Raw genomic sequence first — 14,986 nt, forward strand, 5'->3', positions numbered from 1 at the left:
GCCATCGGCTACACGATGGTCTATGGCATCATCGGCATGATCAACTTCGCCCATGGTGAGGTCTATATGATCGGGGCCTTCATTGCCGTGATCGGTTTCTCCGTACTTGGCCTGCTTGGGGTCACCTGGGTGCCGCTTGCACTTATCATCGTGCTGGCGGCCGCCATGATCCTGACCGGTCTGTATGGCTGGACGATTGAGCGCATCGCTTATCGTCCGTTGCGCGGTTCGTTCCGTCTCGCGCCGCTGATCTCGGCGATCGGCATGTCGATCTTCCTGCAGAATTACGTGCAGATCGCCCAGGGCGCCAGGATCAAGCCGCTGCAACCAATGATCCGCGGCGGCGTTGAGTTGATTCATGGCGAGACCTTCTCGGTCACGCTGTCCTACATGCAGATCATGATCATCGTGCTGACCACGCTGCTGATGGGCGGTTTTTCCTGGCTGATCGCAGCGACGCCACTTGGTCGCGCCCAGCGCGCCTGCGAGCAGGACCGCACCATGGCCGGGCTGCTGGGTGTCAATGTCGACCGCACCATATCGCTTACCTTCGTGCTGGGCGCCGTGCTGGCCGCGGTAGCCGGCGTGATGGTCAGCCTGTATTACGGCGTGGTCGATTTTTACATCGGCTTTCTGGCCGGCCTGAAGGCCTTCACCGCGGCGGTGCTGGGCGGTATCGGTTCCCTGCCGGGCGCCATGCTGGGCGGCCTGCTGATCGGCCTGATCGAGGCTTTCTGGTCGGCGTATTTCAGTATCGAATACAAGGACGTTGCCGCCTTTGCGATCCTTGTCATCGTGCTGATCTTCCGGCCCACGGGTCTGCTCGGCCGCCCGGAAATCGAGAAGGTCTGAGATGACGCCAGCGCAACGCCTCCGCGACGCGGTGCTCGCCGCCCTGGTCGCCGCCGCCCTCTCTTTTCCGCTGCTTGGTTTCGAAACGGTCGATACCGGTGGACCACTGGGCATCAACACACGGTTTGCCTGGGTCGGCTATGCGGCCGGCATTGTTTTCGTCGGCCGGCTCGCTTTCATGGCCCTGCTGGACTGGCACCGCCAGCGCGGCGGGCGTGACAAACAGGCCAGCGCGGCCGCCATCGAGCGGCGGGATTTCCTGACCCGCCTGGGCAGCAAGGCCGATGCCATGCTGATGCCGGCGTTGATCGTCTTTGCGGCGATCCTGCCCTTCCTTCCGTTTGCCGACCGTACGGTGGTCGATCTTGCCACCGTCGTACTGATCTATGTGATGCTGGGCTGGGGGTTGAATATCGTGGTTGGCCTGGCCGGCCTTCTCGACCTGGGATACGTCGCCTTCTATGCGGTCGGCGCGTACACCTATGCGATCCTGTCGATCAATTTCGGCCTCAGTTTCTGGATCTGCCTGCCGCTGGCGGGATTGTTCGCCGCCACCTTTGGGGTTGTCCTCGGTTTTCCGGTGTTGCGTCTGCGCGGCGACTACCTGGCGATCGTGACCCTCGGGTTCGGCGAGATCATCCGTATCGTGCTGCTGAACTGGACCGAGGTGACATCCGGTTCGAATGGCATATCCGGTATTCCGCGTCCCTCGTTTTTTGGCGCGCCATTTACGGCTGACCCGCCGGATGGCGTCACTGCCTTCCACCAGTTGTTTGGCCTGGAATACTCCTCGCTGCAGCGCATTGTATTTCTCTACTACGTGATCCTGGTGCTGGCGCTGGTCACCAACCTGTTCACCATGCGCATCCGCAAACTGCCGGTTGGCCGCGCCTGGGAGGCGCTGCGCGAAGACGAGATCGCGTGCAAGGCGCTGGGAATCAATCCGACCAACACCAAGCTGACGGCATTTGCCATCGGCGCGATGTTCGGCGGTTTTGCCGGCAGTTTCTTTGCCACCCGGCAGGGCTTCATCAGCCCGGAGAGCTTTTCCTTCATCGAATCCGCGGTGATCCTCGCCATTGTCGTGCTGGGCGGCATGGGCAGCCAGGCCGGTATCGTGCTGGCCGCAGCTTTCCTGACCCTGCTGCCGGAACTGGCCCGCGAATTCTCGCTCTATCGCATGCTGGCTTTTGGCGCTGCCATGGTGCTGATCATGATCTGGCGGCCGCAGGGGCTGCTGTCCTATCGGGAACCGACGATCAGGCTTTCGAAACTGAAAGCTTCGGCGGGGGGAGGCGCGCCATGACGACGCCCCTGCTGCAGGTCGAGCACCTGACCATGCGCTTCGGCGGCCTGATCGCCGTCAACGATGTGTCCTTCGATGCCATGCCAGGCCAGATCACCGCGATCATCGGCCCGAACGGCGCCGGCAAGACAACGGTGTTCAACTGCATCGCCGGTTTTTACAAGCCGACCGTTGGCCGTTTGACCCTGCGCCGCAATGGCGAGCCCTATCTGCTGGAGCGCATGCAGGGGCATGACATCGCGGCCAGGGCGCGCGTCGCCCGCACGTTTCAGAACATCCGCCTGTTTCCCAAGATGACCGTGCTGGAGAATCTGATCGTTGCGCAGCACAACAAGCTGATGCGCGCCTCGGGCTATACATTGCTTGGCCTGGTTGGCCTGGGGGGCTATGGCAAGGCAGAAGCGGAAGCGGTCGATCGCGCGCGGTACTGGCTGGAGCGGACCAACCTCACCGATCTGGCCGACGAGCCAGCCGGGGCTTTGCCCTATGGCGGTCAGCGGCGCCTGGAAATTGCCCGTGCCATGTGTACCGAGCCGGCATTGTTATGCCTCGACGAACCGGCAGCAGGCCTCAATCCCCGTGAATCCGCCGAACTGAACATGTTGCTGCAGTTCATCCGCAACCAGCATGAATGCGGCGTTCTGCTGATCGAGCACGACATGAGCGTGGTGATGCAGATTTCCGATCACATCGTCGTGCTGGATTATGGCAAGAAGATCGCTGACGGCACGCCGGACCAGATTCGCAACGATCCGACAGTCATCCGCGCCTATCTGGGCGAACCGGATGGCGACGAGAAGGGGGCCGCCTGATGCTCAGCATCTCGGGGGTGCATACCTTCTATGGCGCCGTTCATGCCCTGAAAGGTGTCGATATCGAGGTCGGGCAGGGCGAGATCGTGGCGCTGATTGGGGCCAATGGCGCCGGAAAGTCGACACTGCTGATGACCATCTGCGGTAATCCAAAGCCGCGCCATGGCAGCATTCGCCTGAATGACCAGGATATCGTCGGCACCCCCACGCATATGCTGGTGCGCCGTGGCCTGGCGCATGCGCCGGAAGGCCGGCGTATCTTTCCGCGCATGACAGTGCTGGAAAATCTGCGCATGGGTGCCGTGGCGGCCGATCCGGCTCATTTTGACGATGATCTCGAGCGCGTCTTCGGGTTGTTCCCGCGCCTGAAGGAGCGACGCGATCAGCGTGGCGGAACGCTTTCCGGCGGCGAGCAGCAGATGCTGGCCATCGGCCGCGCACTGATGAGCCGGCCACGCCTTCTGCTGCTGGACGAGCCTTCGCTTGGCCTGGCTCCGCTGGTGGTGAAACAGATTTTCTCGATCATCGAGGAGATCAACAAACGTGACGGCGTCACCGTCCTGCTGGTAGAGCAGAATGCCTATCACGCCCTCAAGCTGGCGCATCGCGGTTATGTCCTGGTCAATGGCAAGATCACCATGAGCGGCCGCGGCGCCGACCTGCTGGCCGATGAACAGATCCGCGCAGCTTATCTGGAAGGAGGGCACGGATGAGCGCGATCCTGGGAGAGAGCATCCCGGTCTTCATTGGCCTGACGGTAATCCTGGTCGGTGGCTGCGCCTTCATGATGGGGCAGGCCATCGCCAACACCTGGCGTCCTTACTTGCAGGTGGTGCCTTACAGCCTGCTGCTGGCGGCAACCAGCCGTTTTCTGGCTTTTGCTTTGTTCGAGGAGCAGTTGCTGGCGGTAGTGCCGTACCTTTCGGCGGCCGTGGTCGTCCTGGGGTTGGGTACCCTGGGGTTCCGGCTGACCCAGGTCGACCTGATGGTTCACCAGTATCCATGGCTCTATGAGCGGGCCGGGCTGCTCGGTTGGCGGGAAAGGTCCCCGACACCTTAGGTTGTTGCCGGAATGCCAAGGACTGACTAGAGTTTTGCATCAGTATTTTAAACAGGGAGAAAATATCATGCGTAAACTTACGACTGGTTTGGCGGTTGTCGCCTCGCTCGGCCTGTTTGCCGGTGCGGCTTCGGCGCAGGTGAAAATCGCCCTCAATGGCCCGATCACCGGCCAGCTCGCCAGCTTCGGCGAACAGATGAAGCGCGGCGCCGAGATGGCGGTGGCCGACCTGAATGCCAAGGGCGGGGTCAACGGCCAGAAGATCACCCTGATCATCGGCGACGACCAGTGCGACCCGAAGCAGGCGGTGGCGGTGGCCAACCGTGCGGCGCAGGAAAAGGTTGCCGCCGTGATCGGGCACTTCTGCTCGGGCTCGTCGATCCCGGCCTCCGATGTCTACAAGGAAGAGAACATCCTGCAGATCACCCCGGCCTCGACCAATCCGAAATACACCGATCGCGGTTACAAGAACACCTTCCGCGTCTGCGGCCGCGATGACCAGCAGGGCATCGTTGCCGGCGACTACATCATGGACAAGTACAAGGGCAAGAAAGTCGCCATCCTGCATGACAAGACCGCTTACGGTCAGGGCCTGGCGGATGAGACCAAGAAACGCCTGAACGCCAAGGGCGTGAGGGAAGCCATGTATGAGGCGATCACGCCGGGCGAGAAGGATTATTCGGCCCTGGTGTCGAAAATGAAGGCGGCCGGCATCGATCTGATCTATCTCGGCGGCTACCATCCGGAAGGCGGCCTGATCGTGCGCCAGGCCAAGGAGCAGGGCCTGAAGGCCGTGCTGATGGGCGGCGACGCGCTGGTCGACAAGCAGTTCTGGGCCATCTCGGGCCCGGCCGGCGAAGGTTCGCTGATGACCTTCGATGCCGATCCGCGCAAGAATCCGGTGGCCAAGCCGATCGTCGACAAGTTCAAGGCCGGCGGCTATGACCCCGAGGGCTACACCCTCTACACCTATGCTGCGATCCAGGTCTGGGCTGAAGCCGCGACCAAGGCCAAGTCGTTCAAGACCGGCGATGTCGAGAAGCAGATGCGCAGTGGCAAGTTCAGCACCGTGCTGAACGACATTTCCTTCGATGCCAAGGGCGACACCACCTCGCCGGCCTACAAGGTCTATGTCTGGAAGAACGGTTCCTACGATTATGTGAACTGATCCATCAGGGTCTCGAAAAGCCCGGCGGCTCCGCCGGGCTTTTCTTTGCCGGCTAAATTCACTTTTTGTTCTTCATGAACGGCATTCCTCTTTATGTGGCCAAAGTCATTTCCCTTGTTGGTAGGGTTGGCACCTGCCACCGGATATTGTAGGGTCCGGCGTCTTTTCCCGAGGTGCTCCGCCGATGTCCAAGCCCACGGTTGCCCTTGCCGCCGATCATGCCGGTTTCGAGTTGAAAAACCTGCTGCGGGATGAGCTTAAGGCGCAGGGCTATCCGGTCCTCGATCTTGGCACCAATGCTCCCGACAGCGTGGATTATCCCGATTTTGGCCGCAAGCTGGCCCAGACCGTGGCTGATGGCCAGGCCCAGCTGGGCGTGGCCGTCTGCGGCACCGGCATCGGCATTTCGATTGCCGCCAACCGTGTCCCGGGCTGCCGGGCTGCTTTGTGCCACGATGTCACCAGCGCCCACCTGTGTCGTGAGCATAACGACGCCAACGTGCTGGCGCTCGGCGCCCGCCTGATCGGCGTTGAAACGGCACGCGACTGCCTGAAGGCTTTCCTTGAAACCCCTTTCGCCGGCGGCCGCCACACCCGCCGCGTGGAGAAACTCGGCCAGCCTGCCTGACCGCAACCAGAATACCCAGACCCGCAGAATACCCAGACCCGGAGTACCCCGATGTCCAGCGCCGCCGCCAAGCCTACCGTCACCCATGCCGGCTTTTTCGAGCGTTCGCTCGCCGAAGCCGATCCTGAGATTTTCGCCTCGATCACGGCTGAGTTAGACCGTCAGCAGAACCAGATCGAGTTGATCGCCTCGGAAAACATCGTCAGCCGCGCCGTGCTGGAAGCGCAGGGCTCGGTGATGACCAACAAATATGCCGAGGGCTATCCGGGCAAGCGCTATTACAACGGCTGCGAATTCGTCGACATCGCGGAAAACCTGGCGATCGAGCGGGCCAAGAAGATTTTTGGCTGCGGCTTTGCCAATGTGCAGCCGCATTCCGGCGCCCAGGCCAACCAGGCCGTGTTCATGGCCGTGCTCAAGCCGGGCGATACCTTCATGGGCCTCGACCTGGCCGCCGGCGGCCATCTCACCCACGGCGCCTCGGCAAACCAGTCCGGCAAGTGGTTCAACGTCGTCAGCTACACCGTGCGTCAGGACGACCAGCGCATCGACATGGACCAGGTGGCCAAGCTGGCCGAACAGCACAAGCCCAAGCTGATCATCGCCGGCGGCTCGGCCTATCCGCGCTTCTGGGATTTCGCCCGTTTCCGCCAGATCGCCGACAGCATCGGCGCGGTGTTCATGGTCGACATGGCGCATTTCGCCGGCCTGGTGGCCGGTGGCGTGCATCCGAGCCCGTTCCCCCATGCCCATGTCGCCACCACCACCACGCATAAGACCCTGCGCGGGCCGCGTGGCGGCATGGTGCTGACCAACGACGAAGCGCTGGCCAAGAAAATCAATTCGGCCGTGTTCCCCGGCCTGCAGGGTGGCCCGCTGATGCATGTGATCGCGGGCAAGGCGGTTGCCTTTGGTGAGGCGCTGACCCCGGAATTCCGCACCTACGCACAAGCGGTTGTCGACAATGCCAAGGCTATGGCGGCTGCGCTGCAGGAGCGTGGTTATGATCTGGTTTCCGGCGGTACCGACAATCACCTGATGCTGGTCGATCTGCGTTCCAAGGGCCTGAAGGGCAATGTCTGCGTGGAAAGCCTGGAACGCGCCCGCATCACCACCAACAAGAACGGCGTGCCTTTCGATACCGAGAAGCCGACCATCACGTCGGGCGTGCGCCTGGGCAGCCCGGCCGGCACCACGCGCGGTTTCGGTGTTGCCGAATTCCGCCAGATCGGTGGCCTGATCGCCGATGTGCTCGACGGTCTGGTGAAGAAGAACAATGACAATTCAGACGTCGAGCGTGCGGTGGCCGAGAAGGTGGTGGCCTTGTGCCGCCGCTTCCCGATCTATCCGAAGGCCTGACGGATCACTCAAGGCGGGGGAAGCTGAGCAATGCGTTGTCCGTTCTGCGGCAATGACGATACCCAGGTAAAGGATTCGCGGCCGACCGAGGATAACTCGGCAATCCGGCGTCGGCGCTTTTGCCCCAATTGCGGTGCGCGGTTCACGACGTTCGAACGCATCCAGTTGCGCGAACTGACCGTCATCAAGAAGAACGGCCTTAAAGTGCCGTTCGACCGTGACAAGCTAGCGCGCTCGATCATGATCGCGACACGCAAGCGGCCGATCGATCCAGACAGGATTGAGCGTCTGATCAATGGTATCGTTCGTCGCCTGGAAAGCTCGGGCGAAAGCGAAATCAAGTCGGACGCCATCGGCGAGCTGGTCATGGATGGCTTGGCTGCGCTCGACAAGGTGGCTTATGTCCGCTTTGCCTCGGTCTATCGCAATTTCCGCGAGGCCAAGGATTTCGAGGAATTCATTGGCTCCCTGAGCGGCGCCGGCAGCGACGATGACTGACAAGGCCGCGGCTGCTCGGGACGAGCGCTATATGCGCATCGCGCTCGGGCTGGCCGCGCGCGGGCTGGGTAATACCTGGCCCAACCCGACCGTCGGCTGCGTCATTGTCCGGGATGATCGCATCGTTGGCCGCGGCTGGACCCGCGTCGGCGGTCGTCCCCATGCGGAGACAGAAGCGTTGCTGCAGGCCGGCGAGGCGGCTCGTGGTGCCACGGCTTATGTCACGCTGGAACCCTGCAGCCATCATGGCCGAACCCCGCCCTGCGCCGAAGCCCTGATCGAGGCCGGTGTGGCGCGCTGCGTGGTAAGTCTGGAGGATCCGGATTCAAGAGTGGCCGGCAAGGGCCTGGCGATGCTGCGCGAAGCCGGGATCGTCGTAACAGAAGGCTGCCTTGCCAATATGGCGGCCGAACTCAATGCCGGATTCCTGCTCAGCCGTGAGCAGGGCCGGCCGCTTGTCACCCTGAAACTGGCCGTCAGTCTGGATGGTCGTATCGGCGCCCATACCGGTGACAGCAAATGGATCACCAACCCGGCATCACGCCGGCGCACGCATCTGCTGCGGGCCCATCACGATGCCATCATGGTGGGCAGCAATACCGCGCTGCAGGATGATCCGGAACTCACCTGCCGTCTGCCGGGGCTGCCCAGGCGCCCTCCGGTACGGATCGTGCTGGATGGCCGGCTGAGGCTGAGCCTGACGGCCAAGGTGATTGTCACCGCCCGCGATATTCCAACCTGGCTGATCACCCGCAGCGATGTCGATCCGACACGTCGCGATGCCTTCCGGGATTGCGGCGTGGAGGTCATTGCGGTGGATGCCGACGCAGCCGGGTTTCCCGATCTGCCCCAGGCCCTGGCCGTGCTGGCCGAGCGGGGGCTGACCCGGGTTCTGGTCGAAGGCGGTGGAAAACTGGCCGCCAGCCTGATCCGGGCCGACCTGGTCGACCGCATGATCTGGTTCCGGGCGCCCAGCGTGATCGGTGGCGATGGATTGCCGGCAATAGCTGGTTTTGGCATCGATACCGTAGCGGAAGCCCCCCGCTGGCGCCGGGTCCGGGCCGATATTCTCGGTGACGACCTGCTGGAAACCTTCGTCCGTCCCATCTAAAACAAAGCGATGTTCACTGGCATTGTCACAGATATTGGCACCGTCACCGCACGCGAGGCGCGCGGGGATACCCGTTTCCGCATCCGTACCGCCTATGATACGGCCAGCATTGCCATCGGAGCATCGATCGCCTGTTCCGGGGTTTGTCTGACCGTGGTGCAGAAAGGCGATGACTGGTTTGCGGTCGATGTCTCGGCCGAAACGCTGTCGCGCACTGGATTGGGCAGCTGGAGCGAAGGCAGCAGGATCAATCTGGAACGCAGCCTCAAGGTCGGGGATGAACTCGGAGGGCATATTGTGTCCGGTCATGTCGACGGCGTCGGCGAGGTGACTGATGTGGCATCCGAGGGAGATTCTCTGCGCATTGTGATCCGGGCGCCCGATGCTCTGGCGCCGTTCATTGCTGAAAAGGGCTCCATCACCCTTGATGGCGCATCCCTGACGGTGAACAGCATCGAAACCGCGACCTTCGGGGTCAATCTGATCCCCCATACCCAGCAGGTGACGACACTCGGTAGCCTGAAAGCCGGCAATCGGGTCAATCTGGAAATCGATACGCTGGCGCGGTATGTCGCCCGTCTGCAGCAATGGAGCAAGACGGCGTGAACAGCATGGATGACATCAAGCGTTATATCGCCTCGGCGGAAGAGATCATCGAAGAGGCGCGCCGCGGCCGCATGGTGATCCTGGTCGACGAAGAGGATCGCGAGAACGAGGGCGATCTCTACATCCCGGCCGAAATGGCCGACGCGGCGGCCATCAATTTCATGGCCAAATACGGCCGCGGCCTGATCTGCCTGACCCTGACGCGCCAACGTATCGAGCAGCTGGGCCTGCCGTTGATGGCGCAAAACAATGCATCCCGGCACCAGACGGCCTTCACCGTTTCGATCGAGGCGCGCGAAGGTGTCACCACAGGCATATCAGCCGCTGACCGAGCCCAGACGGTTGCCGTGGCGATCGATCCGACCAAAGGTCCGCAGGACATTGCGGTGCCGGGCCATATTTTCCCGCTGATGGCCCGTGATGGCGGCACCTTGGTTCGCGCTGGTCACACCGAGGCCGGCGTTGATATAGCCCGTCTGGCTGGCCTCAACCCGTCCGGCGTGATCTGCGAGATCATGAACGACGATGGCACCATGGCCCGGTTGCCGGACCTGATCTCTTTTGCCCAGCTGCACAATCTGAAGATCGGCACCATTGCTGATCTGATCGCCTATCGGCGCCGGAACGACAATCTGATCCAGCGCATGGTGGAGGGCGAGATCGACAGTGTCTGGGGCGGCAAGTTCCGCATGCTGGTCTACCGCAATCGGGTTGAATATGCTGAACATATCGCCCTGGTGAAGGGCGATGTTGCCGATGGCCGGCCGGTCATGGTCAGGATGCACGCCATGAATGTGCTGGAAGACGTTCTGGGCGATCATGGCGCCCGCTCTGGCGTCCTGCGCGGGGCTATGCAGATGATCGGGGAAGAGGGACGCGGCATCGTGGTCCTGATCCGTGAACCACGGGCCACTGCCCTGTCCGACAAGGTGCGCCAGAAGATCGGCGAACCAGTTGAAAAGTCTGCCCAACTCCGGGATTATGGCATCGGGGCACAGATCCTGATCGATCTGGGGGTGAAGGACATGATTGTTCTTTCCAATGTGGAACGCACCATTGTCGGCCTGGAAGGCTATGGCCTGAGCGTGGTCGAAACCCGGCCCATCACGGTTCGCAGGGAGGTCTGAGAGCATGGTGGCGCGCAAAGGTAAGCCGGCCGCGAAGAAGAAGCCGGCGAAGATGCAGAAATTCTCGACCAGCAAGAGCCAGGTCAAGGGCAATCTTGCCATCGATATCCGCAAACCGCGGGTACTGATTGTCGAGGCCCGTTTCTACGAGGATATTGCCGATGCCCTGTTCGAAGGCGCCAAGGCGGTGATCGAGGCGTCGGATTTTGATTACGACCGGATCGATGTGCCTGGCGCGCTCGAACTGCCGGCAGCCATCCGGTTCGCCATGAACCGCAAGGGCGACAAGGCCTATGATGGCTTTGTGGCGCTCGGCTGCGTCATCCGCGGCGAGACGGCGCATTTCGATGTCGTCGTGAATGAAAGCGCGCGTGGCCTGCAGCAGCTGGCCATCGATCATCAGCTCTGCATCGGCAATGGCATCATCACCGTTGAAAACGAGGATCAGGCCTGGGATCGCGCCCGCAAGGACCGCCAGGACAAGGGCGGCCAGGCCGCTCTGGCCTGTGTCGCCATGATTGGCCTCAAACAGCTCTTTTCGATATGAGTGAGGGAGGCCAGCGCCGCGGTATCCGTAACGACCGACCAGCTGGCCGCCGGTCGGTTGCCCGTCTTTTTGCGGTGCAGGCCCTGTACGAAATAGAGTTCGGCGGCGGCGTTGCCGAAGCCGTGATTGCCGATTTCCGCGCCCACCGCCAGAACGAAGAAATCGAAGGCGTGCAGATGCGCGAGGCGGATGCCGACTGGTTCTCCGAAATCGTGCGGGGCGTGGCCAAGCGACAAGAAGAAATCGACCGCATCATCAAGGATGCGATGCCGCGCGCCGATGCGCTGGACCGCATGGAAGCCATCCTGCGTTATGCCCTGCGTTGTGCCGCTTACGAGATCATCGCGCGTATCGATGTACCTGCCGCGACAGTGATCGATGAGTATCTCGGCATCGTGCGCGCCTTTTTCGGCCCGCGCGAGATCAAGCTGGCCAATGGCGTAATCGATGCCGTGGCGCGCAAGCTGCGTCCCGGCGAGTTCGCGGCCTGATCTGCCCATGGCCGGGCAACGCCTCGGCGAGTTTGAACTGATTGCGCGTTATCTTGCGCCGCTGGCCGCCGATGCTCCAGGGGCTTACGGCCTGCGTGACGATGCCGCTGTTATCTCGCCCCGCCTGAACGAAGACCTTGTGGTCACCACGGATGCCATGCTGGAAGGCATCCATTTCCTGATCGAAGACGGAGCGACCAGGATCGCACGCAAGCTGTTGCGGGTGAATCTATCCGATCTGGCTGCGAAGGGCGCCAGCCCGGTTGGTTATCAGCTTGTTCTCGGGCTGCCTGAAAGGCTGGCCAATGACGAATGGCTACGCGCCTTCTGCAACGGGCTCGAGCAGGACCAGAAGGCTTATGGTTTCCCCCTCTACGGCGGCGATACGGTGCGTAGTCCCGATCGGCTGATGTTGAGTGTCACGGCCTTTGGCAGCGTGCCGGTCGGCGGCATGTTGCGGCGGGGTATGGCGCAGGCGGGCGACGACCTCTATGTCACCGGCAGTATCGGCGATGCCGCTCTTGGTCTGGAAACGAAACTAAACCACCGACTATTCCCATCGGCAGCAATGATGTTCTTCGATGCCCGGCTGCACCTGCCGACACCGCGGCTGGCTTTCGGCCAAGGCCTGCGTGGTTTGGCCCATGCCGCCATGGATGTCTCTGATGGCCTGGTGCAGGATGCCGGACACATCGCTGAAGCCTCTGGCTTACGTGCCGTGATCCATGCGGCGACTGTGCCTCTGTCACTGGCGACACGCCAGGCCGTGCAGGACGATCAAAGCCTGTTGCAAACGGTGCTTACCGGGGGTGACGATTATGAATTGCTGTTTGCCGTCCCACCCCAGGCGGGGCGGGACGTCGCGGCACTCGCCGGCCGCGTCGGGTTGGCTGCAACCCGGATTGGAACACTGGAAAGCGGCGAGGGGGTGTCGGTCGTCGACGCGGCCGGTCACTCCGTGCCATTGGCACAAGGCGGCTTTCAACATTTTGGTGGCACGCTAGAATAGTTGCGGAAAGCAGGGCGCTGACATGCGTAAAGTCGGTTTGATCATTCTGGGGCTGGTGGTGCTGCTGACGCTTGGCGGTGGCGGCGCTGCTGTCTACATGCTGATGATTGCGCCGAAACAGCAGGCCGAAGACGAGGCCGTCGATCCCAATGATCCGCCGCCACCTCCGGTGCCCAAGCGTCCGGCCTTCATTCCGCTTGAGCCATTCAGCATCTATGTGAAGCCCGAGGGGCAGCCGGCGCGAGAAATCATTGTCATTCTGCATCTTGAAGTACCGCCGGATAATGTGCCTCAGGTGAATGACAAGATGCATCTGCTGCGGGATGCCTATATCCGCGAATTGCTCAAGGGCGATCCGGTCGAAGTTCCGGCGCGCTTCACCGCCAAGGACCTGTATGCCGTGCGTGACCGTCTGCGCGGCCCCACCGAGCAGGTGATGGGAAAAGGGTTGGTGACGCAGGTGCTGCTTCTGAATATTATTGGCCAGTTGAAGTAAGTAGAATCGCGTCTATCAGAACTGGCCGTCTCCCATGACCGTACTCACGCCGGCCGCTGCAAAGCGGAACGTTCTCATTCTTGCCGTCTGCATGGCGCTGGCGAATTCCGCAGTCACCCTGCAGGTGACGCTGGGTGGGCTGGTCGGCCATATCCTGGTGGAAGACAAGGCCTTTGCCACCCTGCCGGTCACCTTCGTCGTGGCGGGTACCGCCCTTGCCACCATTCCGGCTTCGCTGCTGATGCGCAGGATCGGGCGGCGGCTTGGTTTCATGCTGGGCTGCCTGGTCGGCAGCAGTGGATCACTGATCGCCGCCCTGGGGGTCTATCTCGGGCATTTCTGGCTATTTTGTTTCGGCGCCTTTGTTTTTGGCGGCTCCAGCGCCTTTGTGCAGCTTTATCGGTTCGCCGCGGCGGATATCGCGCCGCAGGATTTCAGGAGCAAGGCAATTTCCTGGGTCATGGTCGGCGGGCTGGTCTCGGCGATCCTGGGCCCTGAAATCGCCAAATACACCCGCGAACTCCTGACGCCGCATCTGTTCCTGGCCTCTTATCTGGCGGCGGCAGCGCTGCCCGTGCTCGTCCTTGGCATCCTGACGACAGTCACGATCCCACCGCCGACCCTGTCGGAATTGAAAGAGCAGGGGCGCCCGCTGCTCGAGATCGTCCGCCAGCCCACCTTCATCGTGGCCGCGATGGCGGGCATGTTCGGCTATGGCGTGATGAACCTGCTGATGACGGCAACCCCGCTGGCGATGCAACTCTGCGAACACCCCTTCGCGGCGGCAGCCACGGTGATCCAGTGGCATGTCGTCGGCATGTTCTTCCCCAGCTTCTTCACCGGCAACCTGATCGCGCGTTTCGGCGCTTTGCGGATCATCATGGTGGGGACCATGCTCAATCTTGTCTGCATCGGCGTGGCGCTCAGCGGGGTTGGGGTCTGGCATTTCCAGATCGCCCTGCTTCTGCTCGGGGTGGGCTGGAATTTCATGTATATCGGAGGCACATCGCTGCTGACCGAGGTCTATCGGCCGGCTGAGCGCAACAAGACCCAGGCCCTGAACGACTTCCTGGTCTTTGGCACGGTGGCCCTGGCATCCCTCGGTTCGGGCAAGATGCTGTATCACTGGGGTTGGGATTTCGTGCCGCTCTCGGCTTTGCCCTTCATCCTGATGGCCGGCCTGGCCGTGCTGTGGCTGCTGCTGCAGCGCAAGCAACCCCTGCTGGCGGAATAAGCACTGGAAAAATAAGCCATATTGCGCGCCTGCCGCTTCTCTGGCATAACGACTCCCGGTTCCACCCCGCGTCGAGTCTGGGGTTAATAATGGTAGCAGTCGCGTAACCCGAGTCGGGCAGCGCTGCCCGGTCGGGCGTGTCTCGATTACATAATCTAAGGAACGAAGGGAAACGCTCATGACGGAGTTGTGGTTCGCCATCGCCTGTGGCGTATTGGCGCTTTTGTACGGCATTTGGACCTCACGGTCCGTTCTTGCCGAGTCTGCTGGTAACCAGCGTATGCAGGAAATCGCGGCGGCCATTCAGGAAGGCGCGTCTGCCTATCTGAACCGCCAGTACCGCACCATCGGCCTGGTCGGCATCGTGGTTGCCATTATCATCGGCCTCACGCTGGGGCTGAAAGTTGCCATCGGCTTCGTCATCGGTGCCGTGTTGTCGGGCGCCGCCGGCTATATCGGCATGAACGTTTCCGTACGCGCCAATGTGCGCACGGCGGAAGGGGCCCGCAAAGGCATGGAGCATGCCCTCGGCATCGCATTCAAATCGGGCGCCGTCACCGGCATGTTGGTGGTTGGTCTCGCGCTGCTCGGCGTCACGGTTTACTACCTCGTGCTGAAAACCATGAATGCCCCGGCCCGCGAGATGATCGATGCGCTGGTGGCGCTTGGCTTTGGTTCGTCG

General features: G+C 61.9%; 18 protein-coding genes. All 18 read left to right on the top strand.

From position 1 onward, the window contains the following. On the top strand, positions 1 to 852 hold an 852-nt coding region (locus Q1J79_RS19700), incomplete at its 5' end, for a branched-chain amino acid ABC transporter permease LivH (protein ID WP_300303993.1). 1 nt (position 853) lies between these two features. Beyond that, positions 854 to 2,158 (top strand): high-affinity branched-chain amino acid ABC transporter permease LivM, encoded by a 1,305-nt coding sequence (gene livM, locus Q1J79_RS19705; protein WP_300303996.1) that lies wholly within the window; start codon positions 854 to 856, stop codon positions 2,156 to 2,158. After that, complete coding sequence (locus Q1J79_RS19710; RefSeq protein ID WP_300303999.1) at positions 2,155 to 2,970, top strand: ABC transporter ATP-binding protein; 816 nt, start codon at positions 2,155 to 2,157, stop codon at positions 2,968 to 2,970. Before livM ends, Q1J79_RS19710 begins: the two co-directional genes overlap by 4 nt. Next, positions 2,970 to 3,683, top strand: a complete 714-nt coding sequence (locus Q1J79_RS19715) for an ABC transporter ATP-binding protein (RefSeq protein WP_300304003.1) — start codon at positions 2,970 to 2,972, stop codon at positions 3,681 to 3,683. The genes Q1J79_RS19710 and Q1J79_RS19715 overlap by 1 nt, the downstream gene beginning before the upstream one ends. After that, positions 3,680 to 4,030 (top strand): DUF6867 family protein, encoded by a 351-nt coding sequence (locus Q1J79_RS19720; RefSeq protein ID WP_300304006.1) that lies wholly within the window; start codon positions 3,680 to 3,682, stop codon positions 4,028 to 4,030. Before Q1J79_RS19715 ends, Q1J79_RS19720 begins: the two co-directional genes overlap by 4 nt. Before the next feature lie 67 nt (positions 4,031 to 4,097). Beyond that, complete coding sequence (locus Q1J79_RS19725) at positions 4,098 to 5,198, top strand: branched-chain amino acid ABC transporter substrate-binding protein (protein ID WP_300304009.1); 1,101 nt, start codon at positions 4,098 to 4,100, stop codon at positions 5,196 to 5,198. Positions 5,199 to 5,382: 184 nt separating this feature from the next. Continuing rightward, the gene (gene rpiB / locus Q1J79_RS19730; protein ID WP_300304012.1) at positions 5,383 to 5,826 is read left to right on the top strand and encodes a ribose 5-phosphate isomerase B; all 444 of its coding nucleotides are present in this window, start codon (positions 5,383 to 5,385) and stop codon (positions 5,824 to 5,826) included. A gap of 51 nt (positions 5,827 to 5,877) precedes the next feature. Next, positions 5,878 to 7,185 (top strand): serine hydroxymethyltransferase, encoded by a 1,308-nt coding sequence (gene glyA, locus Q1J79_RS19735; RefSeq protein WP_300304015.1) that lies wholly within the window; start codon positions 5,878 to 5,880, stop codon positions 7,183 to 7,185. Between the two features lie 30 nt (positions 7,186 to 7,215). After that, on the top strand, positions 7,216 to 7,683 hold the full coding sequence (gene nrdR / locus Q1J79_RS19740; RefSeq protein WP_300304018.1) for a transcriptional regulator NrdR: 468 nt from the start codon (positions 7,216 to 7,218) through the stop codon (positions 7,681 to 7,683). After that, the gene (gene ribD, locus Q1J79_RS19745; protein ID WP_300304021.1) at positions 7,676 to 8,794 is read left to right on the top strand and encodes a bifunctional diaminohydroxyphosphoribosylaminopyrimidine deaminase/5-amino-6-(5-phosphoribosylamino)uracil reductase RibD; all 1,119 of its coding nucleotides are present in this window, start codon (positions 7,676 to 7,678) and stop codon (positions 8,792 to 8,794) included. Before nrdR ends, ribD begins: the two co-directional genes overlap by 8 nt. 9 nt (positions 8,795 to 8,803) lie before the next feature. After that, positions 8,804 to 9,400 (top strand): riboflavin synthase, encoded by a 597-nt coding sequence (locus tag Q1J79_RS19750; RefSeq protein WP_300304024.1) that lies wholly within the window; start codon positions 8,804 to 8,806, stop codon positions 9,398 to 9,400. A gap of 5 nt (positions 9,401 to 9,405) precedes the next feature. Next, on the top strand, positions 9,406 to 10,527 hold the full coding sequence (gene ribB / locus Q1J79_RS19755) for a 3,4-dihydroxy-2-butanone-4-phosphate synthase (protein ID WP_300304043.1): 1,122 nt from the start codon (positions 9,406 to 9,408) through the stop codon (positions 10,525 to 10,527). Positions 10,528 to 10,531: 4 nt separating this feature from the next. Then, complete coding sequence (locus tag Q1J79_RS19760; RefSeq protein ID WP_300304027.1) at positions 10,532 to 11,074, top strand: 6,7-dimethyl-8-ribityllumazine synthase; 543 nt, start codon at positions 10,532 to 10,534, stop codon at positions 11,072 to 11,074. After that, the gene (gene nusB, locus Q1J79_RS19765; protein ID WP_300304030.1) at positions 11,071 to 11,565 is read left to right on the top strand and encodes a transcription antitermination factor NusB; all 495 of its coding nucleotides are present in this window, start codon (positions 11,071 to 11,073) and stop codon (positions 11,563 to 11,565) included. The genes Q1J79_RS19760 and nusB overlap by 4 nt, the downstream gene beginning before the upstream one ends. A gap of 7 nt (positions 11,566 to 11,572) precedes the next feature. Beyond that, positions 11,573 to 12,574 carry a thiamine-phosphate kinase gene (gene thiL, locus Q1J79_RS19770; RefSeq protein ID WP_300304033.1) on the top strand — a complete coding sequence of 334 codons (1,002 nt, stop codon included), beginning with the start codon at positions 11,573 to 11,575 and terminating at the stop codon, positions 12,572 to 12,574. Between the two features lie 22 nt (positions 12,575 to 12,596). Next, positions 12,597 to 13,070 carry a hypothetical protein gene (locus tag Q1J79_RS19775; protein ID WP_300304035.1) on the top strand — a complete coding sequence of 158 codons (474 nt, stop codon included), beginning with the start codon at positions 12,597 to 12,599 and terminating at the stop codon, positions 13,068 to 13,070. Between the two features lie 34 nt (positions 13,071 to 13,104). Beyond that, positions 13,105 to 14,304 carry an MFS transporter gene (locus Q1J79_RS19780; RefSeq protein ID WP_300304037.1) on the top strand — a complete coding sequence of 400 codons (1,200 nt, stop codon included), beginning with the start codon at positions 13,105 to 13,107 and terminating at the stop codon, positions 14,302 to 14,304. A gap of 178 nt (positions 14,305 to 14,482) precedes the next feature. Continuing rightward, the coding region (locus Q1J79_RS19785) for a sodium/proton-translocating pyrophosphatase (protein ID WP_300304040.1) at positions 14,483 to 14,986 on the top strand (504 nt) is incomplete at its 3' end.

It is taken from the genome of Ferrovibrio sp. (genome assembly GCF_029255545.1).
GTDB lineage: Bacteria > Pseudomonadota > Alphaproteobacteria > Ferrovibrionales > Ferrovibrionaceae > Ferrovibrio.

What these genes read in the sequence shown, in the direction of transcription:
- Q1J79_RS19715 (WP_300304003.1), top strand. Translation starts at nt 2,970, where the DNA reads ATGCTCAGCATCTCGGGGGTGCATACCTTCTATGGCGCCGTTCATGCC.
- nrdR (WP_300304018.1), top strand. Translation starts at nt 7,216, where the DNA reads ATGCGTTGTCCGTTCTGCGGCAATGACGATACCCAGGTAAAGGATTCG.
- Q1J79_RS19775 (WP_300304035.1), top strand. Translation starts at nt 12,597, where the DNA reads ATGCGTAAAGTCGGTTTGATCATTCTGGGGCTGGTGGTGCTGCTGACG.
- Q1J79_RS19780 (WP_300304037.1), top strand. Translation starts at nt 13,105, where the DNA reads ATGACCGTACTCACGCCGGCCGCTGCAAAGCGGAACGTTCTCATTCTT.
- ribD (WP_300304021.1), top strand. Translation starts at nt 7,676, where the DNA reads ATGACTGACAAGGCCGCGGCTGCTCGGGACGAGCGCTATATGCGCATC.
- Q1J79_RS19720 (WP_300304006.1), top strand. Translation starts at nt 3,680, where the DNA reads ATGAGCGCGATCCTGGGAGAGAGCATCCCGGTCTTCATTGGCCTGACG.
- ribB (WP_300304043.1), top strand. Translation starts at nt 9,406, where the DNA reads ATGGATGACATCAAGCGTTATATCGCCTCGGCGGAAGAGATCATCGAA.
- thiL (WP_300304033.1), top strand. Translation starts at nt 11,573, where the DNA reads ATGGCCGGGCAACGCCTCGGCGAGTTTGAACTGATTGCGCGTTATCTT.
- Q1J79_RS19760 (WP_300304027.1), top strand. Translation starts at nt 10,532, where the DNA reads ATGGTGGCGCGCAAAGGTAAGCCGGCCGCGAAGAAGAAGCCGGCGAAG.
- rpiB (WP_300304012.1), top strand. Translation starts at nt 5,383, where the DNA reads ATGTCCAAGCCCACGGTTGCCCTTGCCGCCGATCATGCCGGTTTCGAG.
- glyA (WP_300304015.1), top strand. Translation starts at nt 5,878, where the DNA reads ATGTCCAGCGCCGCCGCCAAGCCTACCGTCACCCATGCCGGCTTTTTC.
- Q1J79_RS19710 (WP_300303999.1), top strand. Translation starts at nt 2,155, where the DNA reads ATGACGACGCCCCTGCTGCAGGTCGAGCACCTGACCATGCGCTTCGGC.
- Q1J79_RS19725 (WP_300304009.1), top strand. Translation starts at nt 4,098, where the DNA reads ATGCGTAAACTTACGACTGGTTTGGCGGTTGTCGCCTCGCTCGGCCTG.
- nusB (WP_300304030.1), top strand. Translation starts at nt 11,071, where the DNA reads ATGAGTGAGGGAGGCCAGCGCCGCGGTATCCGTAACGACCGACCAGCT.
- livM (WP_300303996.1), top strand. Translation starts at nt 854, where the DNA reads ATGACGCCAGCGCAACGCCTCCGCGACGCGGTGCTCGCCGCCCTGGTC.
- Q1J79_RS19750 (WP_300304024.1), top strand. Translation starts at nt 8,804, where the DNA reads ATGTTCACTGGCATTGTCACAGATATTGGCACCGTCACCGCACGCGAG.